This is a genomic window from Pseudarthrobacter sp. MDT1-40-2 (genome assembly GCF_059383595.1).
This window is the reverse complement of sequence record NZ_JBWZCL010000003.1, coordinates 44,770-67,075: the sequence shown is the minus strand read 5'-3', so window position 1 is coordinate 67,075 and position 22,306 is coordinate 44,770. Positions and strand designations below refer to the sequence as shown.

The following is a 22,306-nucleotide window of genomic DNA, read 5'->3' as shown; positions in this document are numbered from 1 at the left end:
GCAGCGTTTCGCATTTCTCCGAAGCAGCGAGAAAAACTCTAACACGAAGTTTCGGTAAACATGGAATCGGGCCTAATGGGTAGGCTGAGTGTCAAGGCCCGCAATTGCCGGACTGAAAGATTGTCCGCCGCCCTGCCGCGTGTACCACCACACCGAGGAGTGATCATGTCCGACATCCGCCCTGAGGATGAAGTTGTTCAGATCTGCCAGGACCTGATCCGCATCGATACCTCCAATTTCGGTGATGGAAGCGGACCGGGGGAGCGGAAGGCTGCTGAGTACACGGCGGGCCTGATAACCGAGGTTGGACTGGAAGCCGAGATCTTCGAATCGGCACCCGGCCGCGCCAATGTGATCACCCGCATGGCGGGCACGGATCCGGCCGCCAGTGCCCTGGTGGTCCACGGACACCTGGACGTTGTTCCCGCACTCAGGGAGCAATGGTCGGTGGATCCGTTCGGCGCCGAGTTGCGCGATGGACTCGTCTGGGGCCGTGGAGCGGTGGACATGAAGGACATGGACGCCATGATCCTGTCCGTACTGCGGGACTTCGCCAGGACCGGCCGCAAGCCTAAACGGGACATCATTTTCGCCTTCTTCGCCGATGAAGAAGCAGGCGGACAGTACGGCGCACGGTATGCCGTAGACAACCGGCCGGAGCTTTTCGAAGGTGCCACCGAGGCCATTTCCGAGGTAGGCGGCTTTTCTGCCACTATCGGCGGCCAGCGCACCTATCTCCTCCAGACTGCGGAGAAAGGCATCTCCTGGCTCAGGCTGGTTGCCCATGGCAGGGCAGGACACGGCTCCCAGATCAACACAGACAATGCCGTCACCCGACTTGCCGCGGCCGTCACCCGCATTGGTGAATACAAGTGGCCCATCGAACTGACACCCACCACCCGCCAGTTCCTGGACGGTGTGACGGAACTCACCGGGGTGGAGTTCGACGCCGATAATCCGGACGTCCTGCTCAACCAGTTGGGAACCGTGGCCAGGTTTGTGGGGGCCACCCTGCAGAACACCACCAACCCCACGCTGGTCAAGGGCGGCTACAAACACAACGTCATCCCCGAGTCCGCGGAGGCGCTGATCGACTGCCGCACGCTGCCCGGTCAAGCCGAGCATGTCCTGGAAGTGGTGCGTGAGCTGGCCGGTGGGGGCGTTGATGTGGGCTATGTGCACAGCGACGTGTCATTGGAGGTTCCATTCGCGGGTAACCTGGTCGATTCCATGATCGATGCACTCCACTCCGAGGACCCCGGTGCCAAAGTCCTGCCGTACACACTCTCAGGCGGCACTGACAACAAGTCGCTCAGCCGGCTCGGAATCACCGGCTACGGCTTTGCCCCGCTGCAGCTTCCCGATGACCTGGACTTCACAGGAATGTTCCACGGCGTCGACGAGCGGGTGCCCGCAGACTCGTTGAAGTTCGGCGCCCGGGTGCTCAATACACTCCTGACCAACTACTAGCCCACGGAGTTTGTTGCAATGACCCCCGAAGAAGTCCTGCCCGACGCCCTTCTGGACCGGATCCGGTCCCGCGCTGCCGGTTACGACCGGGAAAACACCTTCTTCCACGAGGATCTTGCTGATTTGGCGGAGGCGGGATACCTCGGGCTTTTTGTTCCGAAGGCCGACGGCGGGCGGGGGCTTGGGCTGGAAGCGGCAGCACTGTGCCAGCGAAGGCTGGCTACGGCCGCCCCTGCCACCGCCCTGGCGGTCAACATGCACCTGGTGTGGACCGGCGTCGCACATGTCCTGGCAGCCCGGGGAGACCACTCCCTGGAGTACGTGCTGCAGGAGGCCGGCCGGGGTGAGATCTTTGCCTTTGGAAACTCGGAGGCCGGCAACGATTCTGTCCTGTTCGACTCCAGGACCACGGCCACGCCACTTCCGGACGGCGGCTACAGCTTCACGGGTACGAAGATCTTCACGAGCCTTTCGCCGGCCTGGACCCGGCTGGGAGTCTTCGGCAAGGACCCGGCGGGCCACGACGGCGCAGGGGAACTGGTGCACGGCTTCATCACCAGGGATTCGCCCGGCTACCGGATCCTGGAGGATTGGGACACCCTGGGCATGAGGGCCAGCCAGTCCAACACCACGGTCCTGGAGAATGCCATCGTTCCGCCCGACCGGATCTTCCGGAAGCTGCCGGTTGGCCCGAACGCCGATCCGCTGATCTTCGCCATCTTCGCCTGCTTCGAGTCCCTCCTGGCGGCTGTTTATGCAGGCATCGGAGAGAGGGCGCTGGCCCTCGGTGTTGCTGCCGTCCAGAAACGCACGTCCTTCAAGAACGGCGGCCGCAGCTATGCTCAGGATCCGGATATCCGCTGGAAAGTGGCAGAGGCTGCAATGGCGATGGAAAACCTCTACCCACAGCTCTCGCAGGTAGCCCGCGACGTCGACGAATTGGCCGATCACGGGGCACTGTGGTTTCCCAAGCTGGTGGGACTGAAGGTTAATGCAACAGAGACCGCGCGGCGGGTCGTGGACCTGGCCATCCGGGTGGCCGGCGGATCCAGTTATTTCAGCGGATCCGAGCTGGAACGTCTCTACCGGGACGTGCTGGCGGGAATGTTCCACCCCTCGGACGACGAATCAGCCCACAACACAGTGGCAAGCGCCTGGCTGGGCCCGCTGGACTAGACCGTTCGCTGGACCTGCATCACCCGCCGGCGCAGCCAGAAGCGCCGGCCGCCGCCCACATAGAGAATGCTCCGCTCCAGTTCCCACTTGCCGTATTCGGAGTGTTCCACGAGCCGGCGCCGCGCTTCGTGGAGGGAATCGTCAGGGCGGACCGTCAGCACGAGGTACTCGTACTGACGAAGGTAATCCCGTTCCCTCTGGACCGAGCTGGTGAGAAATTGTTCCTTCATTTGCTCTCCATTTTCGTCCTTTTCCGGCTAACGTGAAGTCATGAGCATCGATCCGCGTGTCGCGCTTCAGTCCCTGACTTCCGCCTTGGAAGAACACCTTATAGCAGCATCAAACCGCCGTGGTGATGGCGACCCGGCAGTGGAAACGGCATTTTTTGCTGTTGCCGACGCCTTTGAGGTTTACGAGGACGCCTTGTACGAGGCCTACAACGAAGTCACCCCTCTCCAGGTCTTTGAGGATGAGGAAGACGAGGACGATGCCGATGAAGTTGACGAAGAGGACCTCGACATCGTCGAGTAGCGGTACCTCCTTCTTGCGGCGCTGCGCTTAGGCGGAGACTGCGGAAACGTCCCTTAGGGCCGTATGGATCTCGGCCGGCAAAGCTGTGAGCCGGGAATCGAGGATCTCCTTGAGCTGTACAGGATTCCGCGCTCCGACGACTGCCGTAGCTACGCCTTCCCCTGCAAGGAGCCAGCTCAGTGCAACGTCGGCGGGGCTCCTGCCCAGGCCCTTGGACGCCATGGCCACAGCTTCCACAACTCCAGAGGAGCTCTCCGAAAGGTACGCCTCGACGTAGGAAGCCGTACCGTCCATGGCGGCCCTGGATCCGGCAGGGATATGCCCGCGGTACTTTCCGGTCAGCACGCCTCGTCCCAACGGTGCCCATGCCATCAGTCCCAGGCCGGCGTCGTCCACGGCGGGAACCAGCTCGGCTTCAACCGCCCGGTTCAGCAGCGAATACTCTGCCTGGCAGGCGACGAGCGGAAAGTTGGCCAGGGCGGCCGCCTTGGCGGTCTGCCAGCCGGAAAAGTTGGCAACGCCCACGTACCGGGCACGGCCGCTTCGGACGGCATAGTCCAGGGCCCCCAGCGTCTCATCCAAGGGCACGTTCGGGTCCCACGCCTGGGCAAACCACACGTCCACATAGTCGGTCCCCAGCCGGGCAAGACTGGCATCAAGCGCTGACAGCATGGCGTGCCGGGAGGTGTCCACGGACTGCCGGCCACTGCGCGTCAGCAGCCCCGCCCGGGTGGAGATGGACACCTCGGTGCGGGAGACGATGTCGCCGATCAGGGAACCGAGCAACGCTTCTGTGCCACCTCCCGCATACCACGCCGCGGTATCCACCATAGAACCGCCCGCATCGAGGAACATCCGCAGCATGTCTGCCACGTCCTGGGTATCAGTTTCCGGAGTCCAGGACATGGTTCCAAGGGACAAGGCGGATACCCTTAATCCGCTGTTTCCGACATAGCGCTGCTGCATAGCAGCAAGCTTACGGCTGAACAGCCGGTCCTATGACGTAGGGTCTTAGCGTGAACTGGTTTGAAGCGGCCTTTTTGGGCCTTGTGCAGGGACTGACCGAATTTTTGCCGATTTCCTCAAGTGCGCATCTGCGTATCGTGGGGCAATTCCTACCTAACGCTGAAGATCCCGGGGCTGCATTTACAGCCATTACCCAACTGGGCACGGAGACTGCCGTTGTGGTTTATTTCTGGCGCGACATCGTCAGGATCGTTGGAGCATGGTGGGGATCCCTGTTCGGAAAGGTCGAGCGTAACAACCCCGATGCACGCATGGGCTGGCTGGTAATACTCGGAAGCCTGCCGATTATTGTGCTGGGGCTCCTTTTCCAGGACCAGATCGAGTCTGTATTGCGAAGTCTTTGGATCGTAGCCACCAGCCTCATCGTGTTTGGCCTGGTGCTGGCAGTGGCTGACGCCGTCGGAAAGCAGGAACGGGAGCTCTCCCGGATGACCTACAAGCATGGGCTTCTCTACGGGCTTGCCCAGGCCATGGCGCTGATTCCAGGGGTTTCCCGTTCCGGTGGCACCATCACGGCAGGGCTCCTGATGGGCTATACCCGGGAGGCTGCTGCCCGCTACTCGTTTCTGCTCGCCATCCCGGCCGTCTTCGGCAGTGGCCTGTACCAGCTCTACAAGGTCGCCTCGGCTGAAGGAATCACCGGGCCATATGGCCTGCCGGAGACAGCGCTGGCCACGATCATCGCGTTCGTTGTGGGTTACATCATCATTGGCTGGTTCCTCAAATACGTCTCTACCCGCAGCTACAGGCTGTTTGTCTGGTACCGGATCCTGCTCGGCCTCGCCCTGTATTTGCTGCTCGGTTTCAACGTCATCACCGCCTAGGTCTAGGCTTGATGTGTGAAGTCATGGTCATCCCTCCCTGTTCCCGAAGTCCCCGGCAAGATGCCGGTTATCCGGATCTTCGATTCTGCGCTGCGCCGTGAAGTGACGCTGCCGGGGGATGGCGGGCAGTCGCTGTATGTCTGTGGCATCACCCCTTACGATGCGACCCACATGGGCCATGCCGCCACCTACGTGGCTTTTGACCTTCTTAACAGAGCCTGGCGGGATGCGGGTTTGTCAGTTCAATACGTCCAGAACGTCACGGACGTTGACGACCCCCTGCTGGAGCGGGCCACCGCTACCGGAGTGGACTGGCGGGATCTCGCCGCTGAGCAAATTGATTTGTTCCATGCGGACATGGAAGCTCTCAACGTTCTCGCCCCGGACCATTACGTCGGCGCCGTCGAGGCTGTGCCGGCTATCGTTCCGGAAATTGAGAGGCTCATCGACGTCGGAATCGCCTACCGTGTTGGGGCCTCCGCGAGTGAGCCTGCCGGGGATGTCTATTACGACGTCGTAGCTGCCGGCGACCACCCTGAACACCCTGAGGCGTGGAAGCTGGGGACGGTGTCCAACCTTTCGGAAAGCGAAATGTTGGCGTTGTTCGCCGAACGTGGCGGGGACCCGGAGCGCCCCGGGAAGAGGAACGCCCTGGATCCGCTGCTGTGGCGTGTTGCCCGCGAAGGCGAACCAAGCTGGCCCGGCGCTTCGCTGGGGGAGGGGCGTCCCGGCTGGCACATCGAATGTACCGTCATAGCCCAAAAGTATCTGCCGGCGCCTTTCACGGTTCAGGGCGGTGGCTCCGACCTCATCTTCCCGCACCATGAGATGGGGGCAGGACACGCCTACTCTCTCGCCGGGGTTCCACTGGCCACCCACTTCGCCCACACAGGAATGGTAGGGCTGGACGGCGAGAAAATGAGTAAGTCCAAGGGTAACCTGGTCCTCGTCTCCAAGCTACGGGCCGCCGGTGAGGAACCCACTGCCATCCGTTTGGCCATCTTGGCACACCACTACCGCAGCGACTGGTCCTGGACAGAGGAGGCGTTCCTGCACGCCAAGGCCCGCCTCAAGCGCTGGCGCGAAGCTGCTTCCTGTGCTCCCGCAGGCTCTGCAGCACCCTTGATTGACCAGATGCGATCGGCCCTTGCCAACGATCTTGACGCACCGGCCGCGCTGGCCGCGGTGGATCGCTGGGCAGAGAACGCTGCGAGTGATTCCGGGAATGTGGCTGCCCTTGCCAAAGGCGCGCTCGTCGGCGCGGGAGTCACGCCCAGCCGAACGGACGAGGCGTTGGTCTATGACGCGTTGAGCGCACTCTTGGGCGTGGAACTTTAAGCTACGGCTTGTCCTTGCCGCGGCGCTTGAGGTACCTCTCAAACTCTCGCGCAATTGACTCGCCGCTGGCCTCGGGGAGATCGGCGGTGTCCTTCGCCTCTTCCAGTTGGCGGACATAAGCGGCAATTTCGGGATCTTCGGTGGCAAGCTCATCGACTCCGCGTTCCCAAGCTTCAGCCTCCTCAGCCAGTTCAGTGGTGTCCAAGGGAACTTGGAGTAATTCCTCGACGCGATGCAGCAAAGCCAGTTGGGCCTTGGGCGAAGGCGCCTGCGCCACATAGTGGGGTACTGCTGCCCACAGCGACAATGACGGCAATCCTGCCAGCAGTGCTACCTCGGCGAGCACGCCAACGATCCCGACGGGCCCCTCATACTGGGATGCTTCCAGGTTAAGGCGCTCACGCAGGGCAGCATCGTCACTGGAGGTACTGACGGGGATTGGCCTGCTGTGCGGAACGTCCGCAAGGAGCGCGCCCACCAGTATGACGTAGTCCACGTTCAGTGCCTCGGCCTGGACCAGCAGTTCTGCCGTGTAGGCCCGCCATTTGTAGGAAGGCTCCGTGCCCTGCACAAAAATTACATCGATGTTCGTGCCGGGGGCCGTCGCCTTGTAAATCCTGGTGGAGGGCCACTTGATCTTCCGCTGGCCGGCAGCATTGCGCCGCACGGTGGGACGGGTGAACTGGAAGTCGTAGTACTCATCGGCATCAATCGAAGCAATCTTTTTGCCGTCCCATAGCTTGTTCAAGTACCGGAGGGCGTCGCTGGCGGCCTCTCCTGCATCATTCCAGCCTTCGAAAGCGGCCAGCATGACCGTTATGCGCTCACCTTCCGCCACCGGCTGCAAAAGACGCTCAGGCTCGGGCGGGGTGCCGGGATCTACGGTGTCTCCGTCAAAGCTGTTCATTCCAACACCCTACGTCCAAGACGGCGCCGGATGCACAGGGTTGAGCCAAGACTGATGATGATCTGCGGGGGTGTACGCCGAGGGCGTACACCGGGCGGCCCGCCGGGTTGCGCCCCCGTAAAGTGGAGCATATGCATCTGCCTGCTCTGAACCCCGTCCAGTCCGGCAATACCCTCCGTGCCGTCCTGTGGGACATGGACGGGACCATCGTTGATACGGAGCCGTATTGGATGGCAGCCGAACGTGCCCTTGTTGCCGATCACGGCGGAACCTGGTCCCACGAACAGGCCATGCAACTGGTTGGGCAATCCCTTGACTATTCTGCGGGGCTCCTCCAAAAGGCCGGAGTCCGACTGGAGATCCGCGAGATCATTGACACCCTGACAGCCTCGGTGATTGCCAATGTCCGCGAGGAGGTGCCGTGGCGTCCCGGTGCCAGGGAGTTGCTTGACGAACTTCATGGCGCGGGTATCCGCTGCGCTCTGGTGACGATGTCGGAGGCGCCCCTGGCCCGCGAAATTGTTGCCAGCCTCGACAAACCATATTTCGAGTTTTTGGTCACCGGAGACACCGTTACCCAGGGCAAGCCCCATCCGGAAGCGTACCTGCGCGCCGTGGAGCAGTTGCAGGTTGCTGACCCTGACCTGAGTTTCCACCATTGCATTGCTTTGGAGGACTCCGTTCCGGGTGTGGCCGCGGCCATGGCATCAGGCGTCACAACGATCGCGGTTCCCCACATCACCCCGCTGCCGCCGGACGCCGGAAGAATCACCTGGGACACGCTTGCCGGCCGGACCGTGGCAGACCTTGAGGCCGCCGCCGTAGCGCGTGTCTTCCCGGCGGGACAGGCCGCTGCCACCTTGTCCGGAGGCTCCTCCCATGGCTGAAACCAGGCCCGGCAATCCCGCGCCTGCCACTAAACGCGAAGGCATTCCACTGGGCCGGATCGCCGGCATCCCTGTGATTCTGGCCTACTCGTGGTTCATCATTGCCGCGTTTACGGTCATCGCGTACGGACCCGTCCTGCAGGCAAACAATCCGGCCCTTGGCATCATGGCCTACTACGTTGCTTTCGCCTATGCGTTGCTGCTCCTTATCTCGGTGCTGGTCCATGAACTGTCCCATGCCCTGACGGCAAAGATCTTTGACTGGCCCACGCAGAAGATCGTCCTCACGCTGTGGGGCGGGCACACACAGTTCGAGAATTTTACGGCCACTCCGGGGCGCTCCCTCCTAGTGGCGATGGCTGGTCCCGCGGCCAACTTTGTTCTTGCCGGCGGCGCGTGGCTGGTGCTCTCCACTACCAGCCTGCCCAGCGTTGCGGAACTGCTGACGAATATCTTTATGTGGGCAAACTTCCTGATCGCCGTCTTCAACGTCCTCCCCGGCCTGCCTCTGGACGGTGGCCGACTGGTCGAGTCCCTGGTCTGGACCATCACTGGCAGCCAGGCGAAGGGCACCGTCGCCGCCGGCTGGGCCGGACGCATCATCGTTATCGGCCTCGTCGTGTGGTTCATTGCGCTTCCCTACGCGAGCGGTGCGCCCTTGGACATGACACTGGTGGTGGTTACCGTACTGGTGGGCGGATTCCTCTGGATGGGGGCATCCGCAGCTGTCCGGCAGGGCACCCTGCGGGGACGCCTTTACCTGGTCAGCGCCGGAGCCCTCGCCATCCCTGCCAGGGGGCTGGCCTCGTCAGCAACTGCAGGACAGGCCCGTGCGGCTGCGGCCGGCGGCGCTGCCGTGGTTCTCTTTGGGCCGGACGGGCGGCCGCAGGCGGTGGTGGACCAGGGAGCGCTATCAGCCGTGCCGCCGTCGGTCCTGGAATCCACTCCCGTCACCGCTGTGAGCTATCCGCTTGCGCCCGGTGCCTATGTTCCTGAGAAGGCAAACGGGTCGGAGCTCATTCAGTATCTTTCAGGGCTGGCAGGGCAGGAATATGCAGTCATCAACGAACACGGCCAGGTGACAGGCCTCCTCGGCCAGGCGGCCGTTTTGTCAGCACTTACCGGAAGGCCCGGGGCACGCAAATAGTTACCCGGGCAGGCCGGCCGGTAGAGTTACATGCTGGCCCCACCTGCGGCCAAGGTTTACAGGAGCGAGGAAATCACGTCATGAGCAGCGAATCTGCCGCAATCCGGGACACGGCTGAGGACGCGGAAACAGGAAAGGGAGAAGCCGTCGGCGCCGCACGCCGTCGGGGTCCTTTCCGTGAAGGCGAGCGCGTGCAGTTGACGGACGAACGCGGACGGATGAATACCATCACGCTGGAAGCGGGCGGAGCCTTCCACACCCACCGGGGATTCCTGAATCACGACGACATCATCGGGCACGCGGACGGCTCGGTGGTAATGAACAACGTAGGCCAGCAGTACCAGACCCTGCGCCCGCTGCTCTCTGATTTCGTGCTGTCGATGCCCCGGGGCGCCGCCGTCGTCTATCCCAAGGACGCCGGCCAGATTGTCACCATGGCCGATATCTTCCCGGGCGCACGGGTGGTTGAAGCCGGCGTAGGATCCGGCGCACTGTCCATCTCGCTGCTCCGCGCCGTCGGCGATAACGGTTACCTGCACTCGTTTGAGCGGCGCCAGGAATTTGCCGATATTGCCCGCGGAAACGTCGAAACGATCTTCGGCGGTCCGCATCCCGCCTGGAAAATCTCGTTGGGCGACTTCCAGGACGAGGTTGTCCGGACCGAGGAGCCCGGCTCCGTGGACCGGGTCGTCCTGGACATGCTGGCGCCGTGGGAGTGCCTCGACGCCGTAGCCACAGTCCTTGCCCCCGGTGGTGTATGGATCAACTACGTTGCCACCGTTACCCAGCTTTCCCGCACGGCGGAAGCAATCCGGGCCGATGGCCGCTTCACCGAGCCGGACGCGTGGGAATCGATGGTGCGCGGCTGGCACCTTGAAGGACTGGCAGTCAGGCCGGACCACCGGATGGTTGCCCACACGGGATTCCTGCTGGTCACCCGGAGGCTCGCGGACGGCGTCACCGGTATCTCCGTGAAGCGCAGGCCCTCCAAAACGGATTTTAACGAAGAAGACGTCAACGCGTGGACTCCGGGTGCCGTGGGTGAACGTCCCGTTTCTGACAAAAAGCTGCGCCGCGCCGCCCGCGACGCCATCGCGGGCACCAATGTCAAGGACGAACCGGAGATCACGAACTAGCCTGCATTCTACGAAGTTGCCAGCAGTTCCAGCCATCTTGGGGTTAAGGTCTTAAGAGAAGCGCAGGAAGGAGCTGGGGCATCATGGAAACTCCCAATGAGGGGTCGGCAGGAACGCCGGCAGAACAGGCTTCCGTCAGTGGAATCTCCGCAGCAGACCGGCAAATCAACATTCTCCGGGACAAATTGCGGAACATCGACCGTCAACTCGTGGCGGCCGCGCAAAATAACTCCAAGCTTGTCAGCATGTTGGAGGCGGCCAAGGCGGAGATCGTCCGGCTGAAGAATGCGCTGGATCAGGAGGGGCAGCCTCCTTACAGCTTTGGCACTATCCTCCAGATCAACCCGCGGCGGCATCCGCAACCGGGCGACAGCCGGCAGTCCGTCACCGAGGAGTCGGTGGACATCTTCAATGCGGGCCGGAAGATGAGGGTGGGCGTCAGTCCGCTCGTCAACATCAACCAGCTGGCCCCTGGCCAGGAAGTGCTGCTTAATGAGGCTTTGCTGGTGGTAGCTGGGCTGGGCTATGAACGCGCCGGCGAGCTCGTCACGCTTAAGGAAAAGCTCGGCACAGACCGTGCCCTGGTGTTGGGCCGCGCGGACGAGGAACGCGTGATCCGGTTGTCCGGCGCGTTGCAGGCAGAGCATCTGCGCGTGGGTGACGCCCTGTCCATTGATTCCCGGACCGGATACGCCCTGGAGAAGGTTCCCCGCTCCGAGGTGGAAAACCTCGTGCTGGAAGAAGTTCCTGATATTACCTACCAGGACATTGGCGGACTCGGCCCGCAGATCGAACAGATCCGCGACGCCGTCGAGCTTCCTTTTCTGCACCCTGACCTGTACCGCGAGCACGGGCTGAAGGCCCCCAAGGGCATCCTGCTGTACGGCCCTCCCGGCTGCGGCAAGACGCTGATCGCCAAGGCTGTTGCCAACTCCTTGGCCGCCAGGGCAGCGGAGCGGGCCGGCAATCTCGACCTGAAGAGCTACTTCCTTAACATCAAGGGTCCGGAGCTGCTGGACAAGTACGTTGGCGAAACGGAACGGCACATCCGGCTGATCTTCGCCAGGGCACGGGAGAAGGCATCAGATGGCAGCCCCGTGGTGGTATTTTTCGACGAAATGGACTCGCTGTTCCGCACCCGCGGCACCGGTGTCTCGTCCGACGTCGAAACGACCATCGTCCCGCAGCTGCTGAGCGAGATCGACGGCGTCGAGCGCCTGGACAACGTCATTGTTATTGGTGCTTCCAACCGCGAGGACATGATCGATCCGGCAATCCTGCGGCCCGGGCGCCTTGACGTGAAGGTCAAGATCCACCGGCCCGACGCCGAGGCGGCCGCGGACATTTTCAAGAAGTACATCACCGAGGACCTCCCGTTCCACGAGCACGATCTCGCCGAACACGACGGCGACGTCCCGGCCACGGTGGATGACATGATCCAACGGACCGTCGAGGCCATGTACTCCACGGAAAAGTCCAATGAGTTCCTCGAGGTGACCTATGCCAACGGGGATACCGAGATGCTCTACTTCAAGGACTTTAATTCCGGGGCAGTAGTCCAGAACGTGGTGGACCGGGCCAAGAAGTACGCCATCAAGGACCTGCTCACCCTGGGCCAGAAGGGCTTGCGGATCGACCACCTGTTGCGTGCCGTCGTCGACGAGTTCCGCGAGCATGAGGACATGCCCAACACCACCAATCCGGATGACTGGGCTCGGATTTCCGGGAAGAAGGGTGAACGGATCACGTACATCCGCACCATCGTTCAGGGCAAGGCCGGCCAGGAACCGGGCAAATCCATTGAGACGATGCCGACCACGGGGCAGTACCTGTGACGGCTGCACCGCGTTCCGCCGGGACAGAGGGACTGCCCGTGGGCGGGGCCATGCGGGTCATGGGGGCGGAAACCGAATACGGCATCCATGCACCTTCGTCCCCGGGGGCGAATGCCACGATGATGTCTGCCCGGGTGGTGCAGGCCTACGCCCAGGTCACGAAGCAACGGGCAGCGGGTGGCGCCGAGACGCGGTGGGACTACACCGATGAGGAGCCGCTCCACGACGCCCGCGGCTGGACGCTCGAACGGTCCCAGGCGCACCCCAGCCAGCTTACGGACCAACCGCCCGTGCTCGACGCCGAGGCGATTGCCCTCGCTTACGGCCGGGATGAACTGGACGGTGAAGACGAATCCGGATCCCTGCTGATGAACATGGTGCTGGGGAACGGTGCCCGGCTCTACGTGGACCATGCCCACCCCGAATACTCCAGCCCGGAGGTTACCAACCCCCGCGACGCCGTCGTCTGGGATGCGGCAGGTGACCTGGTGGCCCTGGCGGCAGTGCGCCGGATCGCAAGCGACCCAACCCTGCCGCAGGTGAACCTGTACAAGAACAACACCGACAACAAGTCGGTGTCATACGGATCCCACGAGAATTACCTGATGCCCCGCTCTGTTCCGTTTGGGGACATCATCCGGGGCCTGACTCCCTTCTTTGTTACCCGGCAGATTATCTGTGGCGCAGGCCGCGTGGGCATCGGGCAGGACGCCGGAACGCCCGGCTACCAGATCAGCCAACGGGCCGATTTCTTCGAGGCTGAGGTGGGATTGGAGACCACCATCCGCAGGCCCATCATCAATACCAGGGACGAACCGCACGCGACGGCGGAAAAATACCGGCGCCTGCATGTGATCATTGGCGATGCGAACCTGAGCCAGGCCTCGAATTACCTCAAGTTCGGCAGCACCGCGATGGTACTGAGTCTCATCGAGGCCGGGCTGGCCCCCAAAGTGGAGGTCTACGAACCCGTCGCGGCCCTGCAGTCTGTCAGCCACGACACCTCACTCACTGCCACTTTGACGCTGACGGATGGACGCAAGGTAACGGCCCTGGACCTGCAATGGATGTACTACGAAGCCGCGGCCAAGCTTGCCCAGGAAAGTGGTGTGGGAGATGCAGTGGACGGCGACGGACACACCCACGGCGTGTTGGAGCACTGGTCCACAACGCTGACCCAGCTGGGGACGGACCGGGCGGCCGCTGCCGGCTCCGTTGAATGGCTTGCCAAACTCTCCCTCCTTGAGGGGTACCGCCAGCGTGACGGGCTGGCCTGGGACAATGCCCGGCTGGGCCTCATCGACCTTCAGTGGGCAGATATCCGCCCGGAGAAGGGTCTCTATAACCGCTTGGCGGCGCGGAGCCGGATCCGGAAACTGGTTGATGACGCCGCGATCGCGGCTGCGGTGACCGATCCGCCGTCGGACACCAGGGCCTTCTTCCGCGGCCGGAGCGTCAGCAGCTTCGGAAAGCATGTGGTGGGTGCCAGCTGGGACTCGGTCATCTTTGATGTCCCTGGTTATGGAAGGCTGCAGCGGGTTCCGACCCGGGAGCCGCTGCGCGGCACAAAGGCATTGACCGGGGGCCTGTTTGAGAAGCACCGGGATACAGAGTCCTTCCTGGCGGAACTGTTGGGCCAGAACAGCCCTCCGCCAGGGGCTTAAAGCGCTCGGGGTGACCAGCAGCGTGGCAATATGGGCATATCGGATGTTTCAGCAATAACAGCCCGCTGGAACTGACAGAGGGAGAGAACAATGGCAGCGCAGGAACAGCAGCAGCCGCAGTCGCGGGACAACGTTGTCGAGGATGAAATCCCCGACGCTCCCCCCGCAGCGCCTGAAGCACAGGCCTCGGCAGCAACCCAGGGCGTTGACGACCTCCTGGACGAAATCGACGGTGTCCTGGAATCAAATGCAGAGGAATTCGTCCGGGCCTTCGTGCAAAAGGGTGGCCAATAAGGGAGTCCGCGGCGCCGGAGGGCGCTGTGCGGCACCAGGCTGGAAAAGCGTTTTCTACATGAAGGAGTGCACCATTGCAGGAGCGAACCGCCAACCGGATAGCTGCCAACGCCACCTCGTCCTTTACTGAGCACCTTCAGCGGGACCGGCCCGAGCTGCTGCCGTTCAATCTGGCAGCTGGGCAGGGGAGCCAAAGCCAGCCGCTGCAGGCACCGCACGCCACCACCATCGTGTCCCTGACGTTTGCCGGCGGCGTACTCATGGCGGGTGACCGTCGGGCAACCATGGGCAACGTGATCGCCAGCCGGCACATTGAAAAGGTCTTTCCAGCCGACCAGTTCTCCGTCCTGGGCATTGCCGGCACCGCAGGCATTGCCCTGGACATGACCCGCCTGTTCCAGGTCGAACTGGAGCACTACGAGAAAATCGAAGGCACGCTGCTGAGCCTGGACGGCAAAGCCAACCGGCTTGGCGCAATGATCCGGGGCAATCTGGCCATGGCCATGCAGGGTCTCGCCGTCATCCCGCTGTTTGCGGGTTATGACACGGTTGCGGGCGTGGGCAGGCTTTTCTCCTATGACGTCACTGGTGGCAGGTACGAGGAACACGAACACCATTCGGTTGGTTCCGGATCACAGTTCGCCCGTGGGGCACTGAAGAAGCTCTGGCGGCCCGGCCTCACAGCAGCAGAGGCTGTAGCCGTTGCCGTTGAATCCCTCTATGACGCAGCTGACGACGATTCCGCGACCGGCGGTCCGGACGCCGTCCGCCAGTTGTGGCCTGTGGTCTACGTGGTGACACAGGAAGGCGCCAAACGGATACCGGAGCAGGATCTGGCCGCAGTGGCAGGTTCCATCATCGAGGCACGGGCCATCGCCCGGCGGGAGGCGTAAACATGAGCCAGCAGTTCTATGTGTCGCCAGAACAACTGATGAAGGACCGCGCCGATTTTGCGCGGAAAGGCATTGCCCGGGGCCGCTCTGTCGCCGTCATCAGCTGCGCGGAAGGCATCGCGCTGGTAGCGGAGAATCCCTCCCCATCACTGCACAAGATCGGCGAAATCTACGACAAAATCGCCTTCGCGGCCGTGGGGAAATACAACGAATTCGAGAGCCTGCGCCAAGCGGGAGTCCGGTATGCGGATGTCCGGGGTTACTCCTACGACCGTGAAGACGTTACCGCCCGTGGCTTGGCCAGTGTCTATGCGCAGAGCCTCGGAGCCGTGTTCACCGCCGAGCAGAAACCTTTCGAAGTTGAACTGGCCGTGGCGGAAGTAGGCCCACGGCAGGAATCCGACCACTTGTACCGCCTTACCTTTGACGGATCGATCGCGGACGAAAACGGCTTCATCGTAATGGGCGGACAGGCAGACACCGTCTCGGCCGCCATTAGAGAGGGCTGGCATCCCACGCTGACCTTTGCTGACGCAATCAGGCTGGCTGTCCAGGGGTTGGTTCCAAAGACTGACACGGATCCGCAGCCACTGCCCGTTGTCGAAGTCGCGGTGCTGCACCGCGATTCCGAGTCGACCCGGGGAACGCGGCGCGCGTTCCGCAGGCTCACTGCCGCCGATGTGGAACCGCTGTTACGGGGGAAAAACTAATGGACAAGAGAATCTTTGGCATCGAAACCGAATTCGGGATCTCGTACTCAAGCCCGGACTCACGTCCTCTGGCGCCGGAAGAGGTTGCCCGTTATCTTTTTCGGAAGGTCGTCAGCTGGGGAAGGTCATCCAACGTCTTCCTCACCAACGGCTCCCGGCTCTACCTGGACGTGGGCTCACATCCCGAGTACGCCACCGCCGAGTGCGACGACCTCGCCCAGTTGATCGCCCATGACAAAGCCGGCGAACTGATTCTTGACGACCTCGTCGATGAGGCCCAGTCCCGGCTGGCCGCCGAGGGCTTCAACGGAACTGTCTACCTCTTCAAGAACAACACCGATTCGGCCGGCAACTCTTACGGCAGCCACGAGAACTACCTCATTCCCCGCCGCGGAGAGTTCTCCCGGCTCGCCGAGATCCTGATCCCGTTCCTCGTAACCCGGCAGCTTATTGCAGGTGCCGGCAAGATCCTTAAGACGCCCCACGGCGCCACGTTCGCATTCTCGCAGCGGGCAGACCACATCTGGGAAGGCGTTTCCTCAGCCACCACAAGGTCCCGGCCCATCATCAACACCCGCGACGAGCCGCACGCTGACGCAGAGTTCTACCGGCGCCTGCACGTGATTGTGGGGGACTCGAATATGTCCGAGACCACAGCGCTGCTGAAGGTGGGCACCGTGGACCTGATCCTTCGTATGGTTGAGGCCGGCGTAATCATGCGGGACATGCGGATGGAGAATCCCATCCGAAGCATCCGGGAAATCTCACACGACCTCACCGGCCGTGCCCTGGTTCGCCTGGCCAACGGCAGGCAGTTGACCGCCTTGGACATCCAACGGGAGTACCTCGCCAAGGTGACCGCCTTCGTTAAGGATCACGGCGCGCACAATCCGCACGTACCGCTGATCCTGGACCTCTGGGAACGCACCCTCGATGCCATCGAATCCGGCAACACTGCGGCAATTGACACCGAAGTTGACTGGGCGATTAAGAAGAAGCTGGTGGACAGTTATCAGGAGCGCCATGGACTGGAGCTGGATGCACCACGGATCAGTCAGCTCGATTTGACTTACCACGACATTTCCCGGACTCGCGGACTCTTCTACCTGCTGCAGTCCCGTGGAGCTGTACGTCGGCTGGTCGACGATCCCGCGGTGAAGGCCGCCGTTGACGGGCCACCGCAAACCACCAGGGCCAAGCTCCGTGGAGACTTTGTCCGGCGGGCCCAGGAGCTTGGCCGTGACTACACCGTGGACTGGGTTCATCTGAAACTCAATGACCGGGCACACCAGACCATTCTGTGCAAGGATCCTTTCCGCAGCGTAGACGCCCGCGTCAACGCCCTCCTGGATTCTATGGGCTGACTCCCAGCTTCAGCCGTTATCCTTGACTGGGCGTTATTCAGCCCTCGACGTACCTGCCTGCCAGGCGGGTGCTGCGTCCATCCAGCCCCGACGAAAGTTTTTAAGTGCGCCGAATACTCGCAATAATCCTTCCCGCGCTGTTGCTCCTGACCGCTTGTGGTGGGTCCGGTGAACCTGAGCCCACCAGCCAGTCCGCCGGAGAGGTGGCCAAGCTGGACTCCGTCAAAGTCACGGATAACGGTGACAAGGCAGCGCCGGGCCTGGAGTTCACACAGCCGCTGGAAGTAGGGGAGCCCACTATCAAGGTTGTTTCTGAGGGTTCCGGCGACGCTCTGAAAGCCGACCAGGTTGCTGCCATCAACATTCTTGCTGTCAATGGATCAGACGGTTCCACTCTGGAAGACACGTTCCCCGCAGAACCCCAGCCCCTGGAAATTGACGACTCACTGAAGACCGGAAGCGCGATACTCTATGACGCCCTGGTTGGCGCCAAGCTCGGTTCGATACTTGCTCTTGCCATGCCGGGCCAGGCAGCTGCCGCCGGTGCCGAGCCGCAGCCGACGCAGTTGATCCTGATTAAAGTGGTCTCTGCGAAGGACCTTCCGGGCCTGTTGAGCCCGGAAGAGACTGCCAAACTGGACCAGGACGGCAAGCTTCCCAAGGTGACTTTCGATGACAAGGGCGTTCCCGCCGTCGAGATCCCTGAAGGTGAGGCACCCAACGGGCTCTCCGTGAAGGTGCTGGAAGAGGGCTCCGGCGAGGCAATCGCAGCCTCAGACTCCATCGAAGCCCATTACACCGGCTGGCGCTGGGAAGGCGGCGAGAAGTTCGACTCCAGCTATGATCGCGGTGAGGCCGCGACGTTCCCGCTTACAGGAGTGATTCAGGGATGGACCATGGGACTCGAGGGCCAAAAGGTCGGTTCCAAAGTACTCTTGACTATCCCGGCCGATCTCGCTTACGGGGCCACTGCCGCTCAACAGGGGCGGCCGGCCGGGCCGCTCGTGTTCGTGGTGGAGATCGTCGCGAAGAAGTAGTACCGGGACACCTCATTCCGGCACCTGCATCACATCCCCAATAGATATCGAAGGAGCACCATGTCATTTGGACAGCGTGAATTTGACCGCCAGAAGCCCGAGATCGACTTTCCGGAAGGCGATGTCCCCACCGAGTTGGTCATCACCGACCTGATCGAAGGCGACGGCGCCGAGGCCAAAAAGGGCGATACCGTCTCCACCCATTACGTGGGCGTTGCCTGGTCCACCGGGGAAGAGTTTGACGCTTCCTGGGGCCGCGGCGCACCGCTGGACTTCCGCGTGGGTGTTGGCCAGGTGATCCAGGGCTGGGACCAGGGCCTCCTGGGCATGAAGGTAGGCGGCCGGCGTCGCCTGGAAATCCCTTCCGAACTGGCTTACGGCTCCCGTGGTGCAGGCGGGGCGATTGGCCCCAATGAGGCATTGATATTCGTCGTGGATCTGGTAGCCGTCCGCTAGGTACAATAACCACACGCATGGCGCGGTAACAATCAGGGACTTCTTTCCCTGCCTGTTGCCGCGCTTCATGCGTTAAACCCCTGCATTTAGTAACGTAGCCAGAGTGTCCGCAACCCGTACTGAACGCCTCCTGAACCTCCTGATGGCACTGCTCAATACCCGCTATGGCCTGCGCCGCAGCGAGCTTCGGGAAAAGATCTACCGGACGAGCTCCGATGCCGCGTTCGGCAGAATGTTCGAGCGCGACAAAAACGACCTCCGGCAGTTCGGCTTTGACGTCGAAACCGTCACGGACACGGGGTGGGGTTCGGATGATCCGGCCACCACGCGGTACCGGATCGGTAAAGAATCAAACCGGTTGCCCGACGTCCAGCTCAGCCGCGAAGAGTGGGCGGTCCTCCTGCTGGCAGCCCAGCTGTGGGAGCAGGAGGCGCTGGGTACAGCCGCAGCGAACGCCCTCCGCAAGCTGCAGGCTGCCGGCGGCCAGGCCGACGTCGACGTAACTGCGGGAATCCAGCCGCGCATCAAGCCGGCGGGCCAGGCCTTTGATCTCCTGGTGACTGCCATGCATGCCCGACACGCCGTGACATTCCGCTACCTTGCCGGCAGTACAGGGGTGGAAGAGCTTCGGACAGTGGAACCCTGGGGCCTGGGCAGTCGTTTCGGCCACTGGTACCTGGCCGGACGGGACCGTCAGCGTAACGCCCTGCGCTACTTCCGGTTGTCACGCTTCACCAGCGAGGTAACGGTGCTGGAGGATCAGGGGTTCGAGCCGCCGTCGGATTTCGACATCCGCGCGGAACTGGCAAAACTCCCCGATCTCCCGCTGGCGCATGCCGTGGTGGAAGTGCCGACGGGCCGCTTGTTGCCGCTGCGCAAGCGTGCAGAAGCGGTCTCGAAGCTGGTAAGGGCCGGAGAATCCGAAGGAATGCACGACGCCGGCATCGACGTTCTGCAGTTGCCGTTCCGTGACCCCGAGGTACTCGCCGAAGAACTCGCCTCCTACGGCCCGCAGGTTCGGGTGTTGGAACCCGAGGAGCTGGTATCCTCGGTCAAGCGAAGACTGCGGGCGGCCACGCTGCTGGCGGCGTCGCCCGTTCCTGAGTACACGTTCGATGAACGGGCAGCGCGCAACGTCCGGGCGCGGACCTCCGAAGACCAGCTGCGCCGGATGCTCGAACTGGTGCCGTTCCTTGTGCACAACCAAGGCCTGCACATCGAGGAAATCGCCGACAAATTCGGTGTCACGCGGCGCCAGCTCGAGGACGACCTGCGGATCCTTATCTGCACAGGGCTGCCTGAGGGATATCCGGGGGACCTTTTTGATATCCAGTGGGAGGACGACCACGTCTACATCATCGAGGACCTGGAGCTGACCCGGCCGGTCCGTTTCACGGTCGAGGAAGCTTGCGCCTTGCTGACGGGACTTTCCGTACTGAACGGGCTTCCTGAACTCACCGAAGATTCCGCCCTTGAGTCGGTCACGCTGAAACTCCTTGCAGCGGCCGGGGAAGAGGGACTCCGTGCGGCTTCCCTGAGCGGGCCCGATGTGGTGCCCGCAGACCGCACCGCCATGGACATCATCGCTTCGGCTATCGCTTCCGGTTCCCAACTGCATCTTCGGTACGTCTCGCCGCTCCGTGATGAAGTCAGTGAACGGGATATCGATCCGCTGCGGCTCTTTTCGCGTGACACCATCTGGTATGTGGAGGCGTGGTGCCATGGAGCAGGCGGTATTCGGAACTTCCGCCTGGACCGGATGGAGTCCCTTGAACCCAACGGCCATGCAGTGCAGCACGGCGCACAAGAGCTGGCAACAGGCCCGGCCCGGCCTTTTACGCCTCACGATGAAGACACCGTGGTTACTGTGCAGCTGACCCGCCAGGGTTCCGGCCTTGCCGACGAATACTTCGCGGAGCGTACTGCCAACCTTCCCGACGGCGGCCTGGTGGCGGAAATCCGGATCGCCAACGCCGACCGGCTTCCCATGCTGGTAGCCCAGCACGGCGGCCAGGTCCGTGTGCTGGCCCCTGCAGAGCTTGCCCTTTCTGCCCGGAACTGGGTGGAGTCCGCCCTCGGCCGGTACGGAGGATAGAGTGGACACCATGCCTTGGTGGTCCTGGATAGTGATCTGGATCGCGCTGATAGCGCTTTCCCTCTTGCTCTTTGTGCTGCTTGGAATCCGGCTCTTCCGGCAGTTCATGGCCGTCATGCGCGATCTTGGTGCTGCCGGAGAGAAGCTGGGGCAAACGCCGGCAGCTCTGCCGGACGCCGCCCCGCCGGCGGATAGGGCCCAACCCGAACCCGGGTGGGCTGTTTTTGCCTCGCCAGCGAAGGTAAGACATGATTACCACACCGCCAAGTCGTCCCGCCGGGAGTTGCGCCGCCAACGGCGCATGCAGCGCAAGAGACTCCGGAACCAACCGCAGTCACTGCGCGACCTCGACTTAAGATAGACGTAGATGTATCCCCTAGAAAGGAATTCCCGTGGGAAGACTGTTTGATAGCCCCTGGCCCATTCTCATCCTCATCATCGTGGCATTGCTGCTTTTCGCCGCTCCTAAGCTTCCCGGCATGGCCCGCAGCCTTGGCCAGTCCATGCGCATCATCAAATCCGAGGTCAAGGAGATGAAGAACGACGGCAAGCCCGAGGCAGACAACACCACCGGCCCTGTCGAAGGCAAAGTGGTGAACCACCCGCAGAATGAGCAGCGGAACGCCGATGGCACGACCGGTGGAAATGATGTTCCGCCGTCCAGCCGTATCTGATTCCAGTGGCATTGACGAAAGGCCGCAAGTCCAACCCCGAGGGGAGGATGGCTCTCTGGGATCACATCAGGGAGCTGAAGAACCGGCTTATCAAGTCGGCCATCGGCATTCTCGTGGCAGCGGTCGGCGGCTGGTTCCTTTACGATCCCGTTGTTAACGCTCTCTCCACGCCGCTGATCACCATTGCTGCGGAAACGGGACGCACAGCCGTCCTGAACTTCGCGACGATTGCGGACCCTTTCGCGTTCAAGATCCAGATTGCCATTCAGATCGGCCTGGTGATTTCAAGCCCCGTCTGGATCTACCAGGTATGGGCCTTCATCACGCCCGGACTGACGTCCAAGGAACGCAAGTACACCCTGGGATACATGGTGGCCGGCGTGCCGTTGTTCCTCGCCGGGGTATACGTCGGCTGGCTGGTTTTTCCCACGGTCGTGCGCGCCCTGCTGCAGTTCACCCCTACCGACGGCGCCAACAACGTCCTTGCCGGGGACTACCTGACCTTCGTCACCCAGATGTTCCTCATCCTCGGCATCTCCTTCCTCGTGCCGGTCCTGCTGGTGGGAGTGAACATGGCCGGGATTGTCCGCGGCCGGACTATCCTCAAGGCCTGGCGCATCATTGTGTTCCTCGTATTTGTCCTGACCGCACTTGCTGCCCCCGGCACTGATGCACTGTCCATGATCATGCTGGCAGGTCCCTTGCTGGTGCTGTTCTTTGCGGCCATTGGCCTGTGCATCCTCAACGACAACCGCCGCGACAAGCGTGCCGCCAAGATCGCCGCCGAGACCGATGCCACTGCCAGCATGGCAACGCCCAGCAGCGAACTGAAGAATCTTTAG

Annotated in this window: 23 protein-coding genes; 20 read left to right on the top strand and 3 right to left on the bottom strand. The window is 62.3% G+C overall.

Annotated features, from left to right (window positions below; translation table 11 throughout):
* Positions 1-165: 165 nt before the first annotated feature.
* Both AC50X5_RS10980 and AC50X5_RS10975 read left to right on the top strand, forming a co-directional pair.
* Positions 166-1,470 (top strand): M20/M25/M40 family metallo-hydrolase, encoded by a 1,305-nt coding sequence (locus AC50X5_RS10980; RefSeq protein ID WP_494976147.1) that lies wholly within the window; start codon positions 166-168, stop codon positions 1,468-1,470.
* Between the two features lie 18 nt (positions 1,471-1,488).
* Positions 1,489-2,646 carry an acyl-CoA dehydrogenase family protein gene (locus AC50X5_RS10975; RefSeq protein WP_494976146.1) on the top strand — a complete coding sequence of 386 codons (1,158 nt, stop codon included), beginning with the start codon at positions 1,489-1,491 and terminating at the stop codon, positions 2,644-2,646.
* On the opposite strand, the gene AC50X5_RS10970 is transcribed toward AC50X5_RS10975, so the two are convergent.
* Entirely contained in the window at positions 2,643-2,876 is a 234-nt protein-coding gene (locus tag AC50X5_RS10970; RefSeq protein WP_494976145.1) for a DUF5703 family protein, read from the bottom strand. The two genes, AC50X5_RS10975 and AC50X5_RS10970, sit on opposite strands and share 4 nt — an antisense overlap.
* Positions 2,877-2,916: 40 nt before the next feature.
* On the opposite strand from AC50X5_RS10970, the gene AC50X5_RS10965 reads away from it, so the two are divergent.
* Entirely contained in the window at positions 2,917-3,177 is a 261-nt protein-coding gene (locus AC50X5_RS10965) for a hypothetical protein (RefSeq protein ID WP_494976144.1), read from the top strand.
* A 27-nt stretch (positions 3,178-3,204) separates the two neighbouring features.
* Here the strand turns inward: AC50X5_RS10965 and AC50X5_RS10960 are convergent, their stop codons facing one another.
* Positions 3,205-4,143, bottom strand: a complete 939-nt coding sequence (locus AC50X5_RS10960) for an aldo/keto reductase (RefSeq protein ID WP_494976143.1) — start codon at positions 4,141-4,143, stop codon at positions 3,205-3,207.
* Positions 4,144-4,193: 50 nt separating this feature from the next.
* On the opposite strand from AC50X5_RS10960, the gene AC50X5_RS10955 reads away from it, so the two are divergent.
* Positions 4,194-5,027, top strand: a complete 834-nt coding sequence (locus AC50X5_RS10955) for an undecaprenyl-diphosphate phosphatase (protein ID WP_494976142.1) — start codon at positions 4,194-4,196, stop codon at positions 5,025-5,027.
* A 15-nt stretch (positions 5,028-5,042) separates the two neighbouring features.
* Positions 5,043-6,365 (top strand): cysteine--1-D-myo-inosityl 2-amino-2-deoxy-alpha-D-glucopyranoside ligase, encoded by a 1,323-nt coding sequence (mshC, locus tag AC50X5_RS10950; protein ID WP_494976141.1) that lies wholly within the window; start codon positions 5,043-5,045, stop codon positions 6,363-6,365.
* A 1-nt stretch (position 6,366) separates the two neighbouring features.
* Here the strand turns inward: mshC and AC50X5_RS10945 are convergent, their stop codons facing one another.
* On the bottom strand, positions 6,367-7,272 hold the full coding sequence (locus AC50X5_RS10945) for a PAC2 family protein (protein WP_494976140.1): 906 nt from the start codon (positions 7,270-7,272) through the stop codon (positions 6,367-6,369).
* A gap of 131 nt (positions 7,273-7,403) precedes the next feature.
* Here AC50X5_RS10945 and AC50X5_RS10940 point away from each other — a divergent pair, with 131 nt between their 5' ends.
* From AC50X5_RS10940 to tatC, 15 genes are all read left to right on the top strand, one after another.
* Positions 7,404-8,159 (top strand): HAD family hydrolase, encoded by a 756-nt coding sequence (locus AC50X5_RS10940; protein ID WP_494976139.1) that lies wholly within the window; start codon positions 7,404-7,406, stop codon positions 8,157-8,159.
* On the top strand, positions 8,152-9,306 hold the full coding sequence (locus tag AC50X5_RS10935) for a site-2 protease family protein (RefSeq protein ID WP_494976138.1): 1,155 nt from the start codon (positions 8,152-8,154) through the stop codon (positions 9,304-9,306). The genes AC50X5_RS10940 and AC50X5_RS10935 overlap by 8 nt, the downstream gene beginning before the upstream one ends.
* Positions 9,307-9,386: 80 nt before the next feature.
* Positions 9,387-10,442, top strand: a complete 1,056-nt coding sequence (locus AC50X5_RS10930; RefSeq protein ID WP_494976137.1) for a tRNA (adenine-N1)-methyltransferase — start codon at positions 9,387-9,389, stop codon at positions 10,440-10,442.
* 83 nt (positions 10,443-10,525) lie between these two features.
* A complete protein-coding gene (gene arc / locus AC50X5_RS10925; RefSeq protein ID WP_494976136.1) occupies positions 10,526-12,277 on the top strand; it encodes a proteasome ATPase in 1,752 nt (583 codons plus the stop codon).
* A 50-nt stretch (positions 12,278-12,327) separates the two neighbouring features.
* Positions 12,328-13,941 (top strand): depupylase/deamidase Dop, encoded by a 1,614-nt coding sequence (dop, locus tag AC50X5_RS10920; protein WP_494976389.1) that lies wholly within the window; start codon positions 12,328-12,330, stop codon positions 13,939-13,941.
* Between the two features lie 90 nt (positions 13,942-14,031).
* Entirely contained in the window at positions 14,032-14,235 is a 204-nt protein-coding gene (locus tag AC50X5_RS10915) for a ubiquitin-like protein Pup (RefSeq protein WP_493985501.1), read from the top strand.
* A 74-nt stretch (positions 14,236-14,309) separates the two neighbouring features.
* A complete protein-coding gene (prcB, locus tag AC50X5_RS10910; RefSeq protein ID WP_494976135.1) occupies positions 14,310-15,128 on the top strand; it encodes a proteasome subunit beta in 819 nt (272 codons plus the stop codon).
* Between the two features lie 2 nt (positions 15,129-15,130).
* Complete coding sequence (gene prcA / locus AC50X5_RS10905; protein WP_494976134.1) at positions 15,131-15,838, top strand: proteasome subunit alpha; 708 nt, start codon at positions 15,131-15,133, stop codon at positions 15,836-15,838.
* Positions 15,838-17,202, top strand: coding sequence for a Pup--protein ligase (pafA, locus tag AC50X5_RS10900; RefSeq protein ID WP_494976133.1), 1,365 nt, complete (start codon positions 15,838-15,840; stop codon positions 17,200-17,202). Before prcA ends, pafA begins: the two co-directional genes overlap by 1 nt.
* A gap of 104 nt (positions 17,203-17,306) precedes the next feature.
* A complete protein-coding gene (locus AC50X5_RS10895) occupies positions 17,307-18,239 on the top strand; it encodes an FKBP-type peptidyl-prolyl cis-trans isomerase (RefSeq protein ID WP_494976132.1) in 933 nt (310 codons plus the stop codon).
* 60 nt (positions 18,240-18,299) lie between these two features.
* Positions 18,300-18,695, top strand: a complete 396-nt coding sequence (locus AC50X5_RS10890; RefSeq protein ID WP_493985497.1) for an FKBP-type peptidyl-prolyl cis-trans isomerase — start codon at positions 18,300-18,302, stop codon at positions 18,693-18,695.
* 103 nt (positions 18,696-18,798) lie between these two features.
* Positions 18,799-20,790, top strand: a complete 1,992-nt coding sequence (locus AC50X5_RS10885; RefSeq protein ID WP_494976131.1) for a helix-turn-helix transcriptional regulator — start codon at positions 18,799-18,801, stop codon at positions 20,788-20,790.
* 10 nt (positions 20,791-20,800) lie between these two features.
* Positions 20,801-21,151, top strand: a complete 351-nt coding sequence (locus AC50X5_RS10880) for a hypothetical protein (protein ID WP_494976130.1) — start codon at positions 20,801-20,803, stop codon at positions 21,149-21,151.
* 31 nt (positions 21,152-21,182) lie between these two features.
* Entirely contained in the window at positions 21,183-21,464 is a 282-nt protein-coding gene (tatA, locus tag AC50X5_RS10875) for a Sec-independent protein translocase subunit TatA (RefSeq protein ID WP_494976129.1), read from the top strand.
* Positions 21,465-21,511: 47 nt separating this feature from the next.
* Positions 21,512-22,306: a twin-arginine translocase subunit TatC gene (gene tatC / locus AC50X5_RS10870; protein WP_494976128.1), complete on the top strand. Its 795-nt coding sequence runs from the start codon at positions 21,512-21,514 to the stop codon at positions 22,304-22,306.

What these genes read in the sequence shown, in the direction of transcription:
- AC50X5_RS10980 (WP_494976147.1), top strand. Translation starts at nt 166, where the DNA reads ATGTCCGACATCCGCCCTGAGGATGAAGTTGTTCAGATCTGCCAGGAC.
- AC50X5_RS10975 (WP_494976146.1), top strand. Translation starts at nt 1,489, where the DNA reads ATGACCCCCGAAGAAGTCCTGCCCGACGCCCTTCTGGACCGGATCCGG.
- AC50X5_RS10970 (WP_494976145.1), bottom strand. Translation starts at nt 2,876, where the DNA reads ATGAAGGAACAATTTCTCACCAGCTCGGTCCAGAGGGAACGGGATTAC.
- AC50X5_RS10965 (WP_494976144.1), top strand. Translation starts at nt 2,917, where the DNA reads ATGAGCATCGATCCGCGTGTCGCGCTTCAGTCCCTGACTTCCGCCTTG.
- AC50X5_RS10960 (WP_494976143.1), bottom strand. Translation starts at nt 4,143, where the DNA reads ATGCAGCAGCGCTATGTCGGAAACAGCGGATTAAGGGTATCCGCCTTG.
- AC50X5_RS10945 (WP_494976140.1), bottom strand. Translation starts at nt 7,272, where the DNA reads ATGAACAGCTTTGACGGAGACACCGTAGATCCCGGCACCCCGCCCGAG.
- AC50X5_RS10940 (WP_494976139.1), top strand. Translation starts at nt 7,404, where the DNA reads ATGCATCTGCCTGCTCTGAACCCCGTCCAGTCCGGCAATACCCTCCGT.
- AC50X5_RS10935 (WP_494976138.1), top strand. Translation starts at nt 8,152, where the DNA reads ATGGCTGAAACCAGGCCCGGCAATCCCGCGCCTGCCACTAAACGCGAA.
- AC50X5_RS10930 (WP_494976137.1), top strand. Translation starts at nt 9,387, where the DNA reads ATGAGCAGCGAATCTGCCGCAATCCGGGACACGGCTGAGGACGCGGAA.
- arc (WP_494976136.1), top strand. Translation starts at nt 10,526, where the DNA reads ATGGAAACTCCCAATGAGGGGTCGGCAGGAACGCCGGCAGAACAGGCT.
- dop (WP_494976389.1), top strand. Translation starts at nt 12,328, where the DNA reads ATGCGGGTCATGGGGGCGGAAACCGAATACGGCATCCATGCACCTTCG.
- AC50X5_RS10915 (WP_493985501.1), top strand. Translation starts at nt 14,032, where the DNA reads ATGGCAGCGCAGGAACAGCAGCAGCCGCAGTCGCGGGACAACGTTGTC.
- prcA (WP_494976134.1), top strand. Translation starts at nt 15,131, where the DNA reads ATGAGCCAGCAGTTCTATGTGTCGCCAGAACAACTGATGAAGGACCGC.
- pafA (WP_494976133.1), top strand. Translation starts at nt 15,838, where the DNA reads ATGGACAAGAGAATCTTTGGCATCGAAACCGAATTCGGGATCTCGTAC.
- AC50X5_RS10890 (WP_493985497.1), top strand. Translation starts at nt 18,300, where the DNA reads ATGTCATTTGGACAGCGTGAATTTGACCGCCAGAAGCCCGAGATCGAC.
- AC50X5_RS10880 (WP_494976130.1), top strand. Translation starts at nt 20,801, where the DNA reads ATGCCTTGGTGGTCCTGGATAGTGATCTGGATCGCGCTGATAGCGCTT.
- tatC (WP_494976128.1), top strand. Translation starts at nt 21,512, where the DNA reads ATGGCTCTCTGGGATCACATCAGGGAGCTGAAGAACCGGCTTATCAAG.